The 7165-nt window shown below is 73.0% G+C and carries 6 protein-coding genes and 2 rRNA genes; 3 read left to right on the forward strand and 5 right to left on the reverse strand.

What is annotated here, in order from left to right; translation table 11 throughout:
* Positions 1–140 precede the first annotated feature (140 nt).
* Complete coding sequence (locus RNC47_RS26990; protein WP_394814890.1) at positions 141–1211, reverse strand: HAD-IIA family hydrolase; 1071 nt, start codon at positions 1209–1211, stop codon at positions 141–143.
* A gap of 44 nt (positions 1212–1255) precedes the next feature.
* Here RNC47_RS26990 and RNC47_RS26995 point away from each other — a divergent pair, with 44 nt between their 5' ends.
* From RNC47_RS26995 to RNC47_RS27005, 3 genes are read left to right on the forward strand one after another with little or no spacing between them, the layout of a single operon-like run.
* On the forward strand, positions 1256–2533 hold the full coding sequence (locus tag RNC47_RS26995) for a DUF1015 domain-containing protein (protein WP_311602357.1): 1278 nt from the start codon (positions 1256–1258) through the stop codon (positions 2531–2533).
* A gap of 52 nt (positions 2534–2585) precedes the next feature.
* Positions 2586–3167, forward strand: coding sequence for a GNAT family N-acetyltransferase (locus RNC47_RS27000; RefSeq protein ID WP_311602358.1), 582 nt, complete (start codon positions 2586–2588; stop codon positions 3165–3167).
* A gap of 5 nt (positions 3168–3172) precedes the next feature.
* Positions 3173–4951 carry an IucA/IucC family protein gene (locus RNC47_RS27005; RefSeq protein WP_311602359.1) on the forward strand — a complete coding sequence of 593 codons (1779 nt, stop codon included), beginning with the start codon at positions 3173–3175 and terminating at the stop codon, positions 4949–4951.
* Here the strand turns inward: RNC47_RS27005 and RNC47_RS27010 are convergent.
* From RNC47_RS27010 to RNC47_RS27025, 4 genes are all read right to left on the reverse strand, one after another.
* Positions 4942–5682 (reverse strand): tetratricopeptide repeat protein, encoded by a 741-nt coding sequence (locus RNC47_RS27010; RefSeq protein WP_311602363.1) that lies wholly within the window; start codon positions 5680–5682, stop codon positions 4942–4944. The genes RNC47_RS27005 and RNC47_RS27010 overlap by 10 nt on opposite strands.
* A 32-nt stretch (positions 5683–5714) precedes the next feature.
* Positions 5715–6719 (reverse strand): hypothetical protein, encoded by a 1005-nt coding sequence (locus RNC47_RS27015; protein WP_311602364.1) that lies wholly within the window; start codon positions 6717–6719, stop codon positions 5715–5717.
* Positions 6720–6850: 131 nt separating this feature from the next.
* A 5S ribosomal RNA gene (gene rrf / locus RNC47_RS27020) occupies positions 6851–6967 on the reverse strand.
* Positions 6968–7060: 93 nt separating this feature from the next.
* Positions 7061–7165: ribosomal RNA gene (locus RNC47_RS27025) — 23S ribosomal RNA — on the reverse strand; the annotation flags it as partial.

Here is a 7165-nt window from a genome sequence, read left to right on the forward strand (position 1 = left end):
ATCCGCGCCGCAGGCAAAGCACACACCGCACCCAGACCGTGGGCGACGACCAGGCGACGCCCCCGGCCGGGCGGAGCCCGGTCACGAACGGCCGGTCATCGACGGCCGGCCACACTCAACCCGGCCCCTCCCCCGTCCGCTCAACCCCAGGCCCCTTCGAGGCCCTCCCGCCAGGGGCCCTCGCCCCGCCAGGGGCGACCCGTCGACCAGGCCGCCCCGCACAGCGCCCGCAGGCCGTCGATCGGTGCGCCCTCGCCCTGGAGACGCAGTTCGTCGCCCGCCACGAACGCCCGCCACCCGCCGCAGTGCCACCCGCCGCCGTCGGCCGCGGCCCGCACCTCGGGGTGCGGGGCCAGCAGGCCCCGCAGGTCGGCGGCCACATACGTCGGCCGGTGGTCGGGGCGCGCCACGAGCAGCTGGGCCACGTCCGTCACCCCGGTCATCACCAGCAGCGAGTCGACGCCGCCCGCGTGGGCCCCCTCGATGTCCGTGTCGAGCCGGTCGCCGACGACCAGCGGCCGGCGCGCGCCCGTCCGCAGGATCGACTCACGGTGCATCGGCGGCCGCGGCTTGCCCGCCACCTGTGGTTCGACCCGGCCCCCGGAGGCGATCCGCACCGCCTCCACCGCCGCGCCGTTGCCCGGCACGATGCCCCGGCCGCTGGGGATGGTCAGGTCGGTGTTGGACGCGAACCACGGCACGCCCCGGTTGACGGCGATCGCCGCCTCCGCGATCACCCCCCACGGCAGCTCGGGCCCACCGTAGCCCTGCACCACCGCCGCCGGCTCGTCGTCCGCCGAGTCCACGGGGCGCAGTCCACGCTCGGCGAGCGCCACCCGGAGCCCCTCCCCACCCGCGCACAACACCCGTGCCCCGGCCGGCAGTTGCTCGGACATCAGCCGGGCCACGGCCTGCGCGGAGGTCACCACCTCGCCCGGCTCGGCGGCCACGCCGAGGCGGGAGAGGTGCGCGGCGACGGTCTCCGGCGTGCGGGCCGCGTTGTTGGTGACATAGGCCAGCCGCATACCGGCCTTCCGTGCCGCCCGCAGCGAGTCCACGGCGTGCGGCACGGCCTCGCCACCCGCGTAGACGACCCCGTCGAGGTCGAGCAGCGCGGTGTCGTAGACCTCGTGGAGCGGCCGCGCGCAGCCGCGCGGCGCCGTGCCGGGCACCGTTCCCTCGCTCGTCCCGTCAACGCTGTCAACCATCATCCTCAGCTCATCTCCCGTGGTCCGCACGGCACTACGATGCGGGGATGCACGCCGCCGGCCTGGACCTCGCCCCGTTCCGCGCGCTCCGTTACGCGCCCGAGCGGGTCGGCAACCTCGCCGACGTGATCTCGCCCCCGTACGACGTCGTGGTACGGCCGGACGAGCAGCGTGACCTGGAGACCTCTGACCCGCACAACATCGTCCGACTGATCCTGCCACGCACCCCGGAGCGCGCCGCCGCCACCCTCCGCGAATGGCGGGCGGCCGGCGTCCTGGTGACCCATCCGAGGCCGGCGCTCTACGTGTACGAGCAGCGCGCCGCCGGCCGGCCGCCGCAGCGCGGCCTCATGGGAGCCCTGCGGCTGACGCCGCCGCACGAACGCACGGTGCTGCCGCACGAGGACGTGATCCCGGAGGTGGTCGCCGAGCGCGCCGCGCTGGCCCGGGCCACCGAGGCCGACCTCGAACCGCTGCTCCTCGCCTACCGCGGCGCCCCCGACGACACGGCCGTGCCCGCCCTCCTGGAACGGGTCACGGCGGGCCCGCCGCTGCTCGCCACGCCCACCGACGACACCACCGAGCACCGGATCTGGGCCGTCGACGACCCGGCCGAGATCGGGGCGGCCCGCGTCGAGCTGGCCCGGCACCGGGCCCTGATCGCCGACGGTCACCACCGCTGGGCCACCCGGCTGCGGCTCGCCACGGAGCACGGCGGCCGGCCGCCCTGGGACCGTGGCCTGGTGCTCCTGGTGGACACCGCCCGGCACCCGCTGCGGCTCAACCCGATCCACCGGGTGCTGACCGGGCTGCCGCCCGCCGAGGCGCTGGCCGCCGCCGGCACGGCGTTCCGGGTCCAACCCGTGGCGGGACCCCTGGACGTCGCGCTGCGCGCGCTCGGTGCGGCGCCGGGCAACGCCTTCCTGCTGGCCGCGGACGGCGCCTTCCATCTGCTCGACCGCCCGGATCCCGCGCTGCTCGCCCGCACCGTGCCGACCGACCGGCCGGCCGCCTGGCGCACGTTGGACGCGACGGTGCTCGACGCCACGCTGCTCGGCGAGGTGTGGCGCCGTCCCCCCGGCCGCCCGCCGCTCCGGGCTCGGTACCTGCACAGCGCGACCGCCGCCGTGGCGCAGGCGGCCGGATCGGCCGACGGTTTCGCGGTACTGATGCGCGCGGCGCGGGAAGACACGGTGCGGGCCCTGGCCGAGGAGGGCGTCACGATGCCGCACAAGTCGACCTCGTTCGGGCCCAAGCCGGCCACGGGTCTGCTGCTGCGGGACCTGCGCGACGCGGGTGACGAGCCCGGCCCGATTGTCGCGTGAATTTAGGTTAGGCTAACCTCACTTCCAGTTTGCTGTCGCACCTGGGAGCCCCATGAGCACCACCGTCTTCGCCCGACACGACGAACGGCTCGGTCAGTTCACCCTCCGCCTCGTCGACCCCGCCGCCGACGCGGAGCTGCTGCACCGCTGGCTCACCCACCCCAAATCCGTCTTCTGGCTCATGCAGGACGCCGAACTGGGCGACGTCCGCAAGGAGTTCGAGAGCATCGCCGCCGCCTCCTCCCACCATGCCTACCTGGGCCTGCACAACGGCGAGCCGGCCTTCCTGGTCGAGGTCTACGACCCGGCCCACGACGCGGTCGGCACCGCCTACCCGGTCCAACCCGGCGACATCGGCATGCACTTCCTGGTCGCCCCCACGGACACCCCGCTCCACGGCTTCACCCTGGCCGTGATCACCACCGTGATGGAACTGCTCTTCGCCGACCCCGCCAACCGCCGCGTGGTGGTCGAACCCGACGCCCGCAACAAACCCGTCCACGCCCTCAACGCCGCAGTGGGTTTCCACGTCGAGCGCACCGTTCCGTTGCCCGGCAAGGACGCCTACCTCAGCTTCTGCACCCGCGAACAGTACGAGGCCGCGCGGGCGGCCACGGCAGCCCCCCAGGAGTGAACCGCATGACCGTCCCCCACGAAGCCGTCGCCCACCTCACCCCCGAGCTCTGGCAGCGCGCCAACCGCCTGCTGATACGCAAGGCGCTCGCCGAGTTCTCGCACGAGCGCCTGCTGACCCCCGAACCACGCCCCGACGGCCGCCACACGGTACTCGCCGACGACGGCACCACCGCCTACCACTTCGCCGCCCGCCGACTCGCCCTCGACCACTGGCTGGTCGACGCCGACTCCATCACCCGCGAACGCGACGGCGTGCCGCTCCCCCTCGACGCCCTCGACTTCTTCCTCGACCTGCGCGGGGCCCTCGGCCTCAGCGACGACGTCCTCCCCGTCTACCTGGAGGAGATCACCAGCACCCTCGCCGGCAGCGCCTACAAACTCGCCGCCCCGCACCTTCCCGCCGCCGAGCTGGCGAGCCGCGACTTCCAGACCATCGAGGCCGCCATGACCGAGGGCCACCCCTGTTTCGTGGCCAACAACGGCCGCCTCGGCTTCGACGCCGCCGAGTACCGCGCCTACGCCCCCGAGGCCGGCGCCCCGGTCCGGCTCGTCTGGCTCGCCGCCCGCCGCGACCTGGCCACCTTCACCTCCTGCGCCGACCTCGACTACGAGACCCTGGTCGCCGGCGAGCTCGCCCCCGGGACCCGCCGCCGCTTCGCCGACCGGATGGCCGCGCTCGGCCTCGACCTGGCCGACTACTACCTCATCCCCGTGCACCCCTGGCAGTGGTGGAACCGGCTCTCCGTCACCTTCGCCGGCGAGGTCGCCAGGCAGCACCTGGTCTGCCTCGGCGAGGGCGACGACGCCTACCGCGCCCAGCAGTCCATCCGCACCTTCTTCAACACCGACGCCCCCGACAAGCACTACGTGAAGACCGCGCTCTCGGTGCTCAACATGGGCTTCCTGCGCGGCCTCTCCGCCGACTACATGCGCGCCACCCCGGCCATCAACGACTGGCTCGCCGGAGTGATCGCCGAGGACGAGCTCCTCACCGGCGCCGGCTTCTCGATCATCCGCGAGCGTGCGGCCATCGGCTACCACCACCGGCACTACGAGGCCGCCACCGAGAAGGGCTCGCCCTACCGCAAGATGCTGGCCGCGCTGTGGCGCGAGAGCCCGGTGCCCACCCTGCGCCCCGGGGAGCGACTGGCCACCATGGCCTCGCTCCTCCACACCGACCGCGAGGGCGGCTCGTTCACCGCCACGCTGATCGCCGAGTCGGGACTGCCCGCCGAGGTCTGGCTACGCCACTACCTCGACGCGTACCTCACCCCGGTGCTGCACTGCCTCTACGCCTACGACCTGGCCTTCATGCCGCACGGCGAGAACGTCATCCTGGTCCTGGAGAACGGCGTGCCCAGGCGCGTCGTCATGAAGGACATCGCCGAGGAGATCGTGGTGATGAGCGCCGAGCAGCCGCTGCCCCCGGAGGTGGAACGGATCCGCGCCGACGTCCCCGACGACCTCTGGGCGCTCTCCCTCTTCACCGACGTCTTCGACTGCTTCCTCCGCTTCCTCAACGGCGTTCTCGTCGAGAACGACCTGCTGGCCGAGGACACCTTCTGGGCGACCGTCGCCGCCTGTGTCACCGACTACCAGCAGGCCGTTCCCGAGTTCGCGGAGAAGTTCAAGCGGTTCGACCTGTTCACCGAGCGCTTCGCCCTGTCCTGCCTCAACCGTCTGCAGCTGCGGAACAACCGCCAGATGGTCGACCTCCAGGACCCGGCCGGCTCGCTGGTGCTGGCCGGCACGCTCGAGAACCCGATCGCCCGCTACGCCTGACCGCGCGGCTCCTCGTCGCCGTCCACGTCCTCGTCCTCGACGTCCGCGTCGGGGTCGAGCGCGTCGACGAACTCGAGACCGTCCAGCTCGGCCAGCCGGTCCGAGGCGTCGGTGGTGCCGCCCTGGTCGGCCTCGGCGGCCTTGGCGAACCACTCACGCGCCTCCTCCTCCCGGCCGACGGCCAGCAGCGCGTCCGCGTAGGCGTACCGCAGCCGCGCCGTCCAGGGCTGGACGGAGCTGGAGGCCAGCTCGGGGCTCTGCAGCGTCACCACGGCCGCCTCCGGCTGCCCCATGTCGCGCCGGGCCCCGGCCGCCACCAGGCGCATCTCCACCTGGCCTGCCTTGTCGAGCTGACGGACCTCGGGCTCACCGGCCATGGCCAGCGCACGCTCGGGACGCCCGATGCCACGCTCGCAGTCGGCCATGATCGGCCACAGGTGCACCGAGCCGGTCATCCGCTTGGCGGCCCGGAACTCCGTCAGCGCCTCGGCGTACTTGCCCACGCCGTACGAGGCGAACCCGGCCGCCTCACGCACGGCGCCCACCCGCGAGGCGAGCCGCAGCGCCGCCCGCGAGTAGCCGTAGGCACGCTCGGCGTCCTCGTCGAGCAGCCTGGCCACCATCACCAGGTTGCGGGCCACGTCGACGGCCAGGGTCTTGGGCAGGCTCATCAGCTCCTGCCGCACCGAACGGTCGATCTCGTCGCCGGTCACCTCGTCCGGGATCGGCAGCCGCTTGACCCGCTCCCGATCGCGGTCCCGAGTCAGCTCGGGACCGCGCCGGACGCCGTCCCGCCGGTATCCGCCACGCGGGCCACCACGGTCGTCGCGCCGCCCGCGGAAGTCCCGCCCGTCGCGACGCTCGCCGTCACGCTCCCGCCACGGCCGATCCTCCCGCCGGTACTCCCGACTTCCCGAACCGCCGCCACCGTACCGGCGCTCCTCGCGCGGCCGGTCGTCACGCCGGAACCGGTCGTCACGCGGCCGGTCATCCCTGCGGAACCGATCCTCACGCGGCCGGTCGTCACGGGGGCGGTCATCCCTACGGGGCCGGTCATCGCGCCGGAACCTGTCATCCCGGGGCCGATCGTCACGCCGGAAACGGTCGTCACGCGGCCGGTCATCCCTACGGGGCCGGTCATCGCGGGGGCGGTCATCGCGCCGGAACCGGTCACCACGCGGCCGGTCGTCACGGGGGCGGTCGTCCCGCCGGAACCGGTCGTCCCTGGGGCGGTCGTCCCTGCGGAAGCGATCCTCGCGCGGCCGGTCGTCGCGCGGTCGGTCGTCGCGCCGAAAACGATCCTCCCTGGGGCGGTCGTCCCTGCGGAACCGATCGTCACGCGGACGGTCGTCCCTGCGGAATCCCCCGTCCCTCGGCCGGTCGTCTCGACGGAAGCCGCGGCCACCGCCGCCACCCGCGCCCGAACCACCACTGCCGTAGCTGGGACGCCGGTCGTCGCGCCGGAAACCCGCACCGCCGCCACCGCCCGGACGACCCCACCGTTCATCGCGGGGCCGGTCGCCTCGCGGACGCTCCTCACGCGGACGATCGTCACGGGGCCTGTCGTCACGACGGAAGCGGTCGTCCCGCGGCCCGCCGGGGCCACGACGTTCGCCGTCCCGCTCCCAACGCGGCCGTGAGCCCTCGTCCCGCCGACCACCCCACGAGCCACCGCCCTGGCCATGACCGCCACGCCGGTCGCCTCGCCACTCGCCGCGGCCTTCACCGCGCTGATAGCCGCCTCGATCCCCATCACGCCGGGGCGCACGCGGCTCCCGCTCCGGTCGACCTTCCGACGATTCCGTCATGGCCGTGACTCCTGCCTTTCCTGCCCTACAAAAACAAAAAACCTCTGGTTCCCCAGCATGCACGCTGGGGAACCAGAGGTTCCAAAAGATTGTCCGGCGGCGACCTACTCTCCCACACGGTCCCCCATGCAGTACCATCGGCGCTGGCAGGCTTAGCTTCCGGGTTCGGAATGTAACCGGGCGTTTCCCCACCGCCATGACCACCGGAACACTCGATAAGTGCTCCACGCGAACAAGCGCACTCTTCAGTTGTCTGTCCGCAATAGAACACGGTCAGAATTCACAGTGGACGCGAGCATCTATGGACAAGCCCTCGGCCTATTAGTACCGGTCAACTCCACCTCTCACAAGGCTTCCATCTCCGGCCTATCAACCCCGTCGTCTACAGGGAGCCTTACCCCATCAA

The sequence above is a fragment of the Streptomyces millisiae genome, from assembly GCF_031845425.1.
Classification (GTDB): Bacteria; Actinomycetota; Actinomycetes; order Streptomycetales; family Streptomycetaceae; genus Streptomyces; species Streptomyces millisiae.

Coding starts and splice junctions, on each gene's coding strand:
- RNC47_RS26990 (WP_394814890.1), bottom strand. CDS start 1,211: ATGATGGTTGACAGCGTTGACGGGACGAGCGAGGGAACGGTGCCCGGC.
- RNC47_RS26995 (WP_311602357.1), top strand. CDS start 1,256: ATGCACGCCGCCGGCCTGGACCTCGCCCCGTTCCGCGCGCTCCGTTAC.
- RNC47_RS27000 (WP_311602358.1), top strand. CDS start 2,586: ATGAGCACCACCGTCTTCGCCCGACACGACGAACGGCTCGGTCAGTTC.
- RNC47_RS27005 (WP_311602359.1), top strand. CDS start 3,173: ATGACCGTCCCCCACGAAGCCGTCGCCCACCTCACCCCCGAGCTCTGG.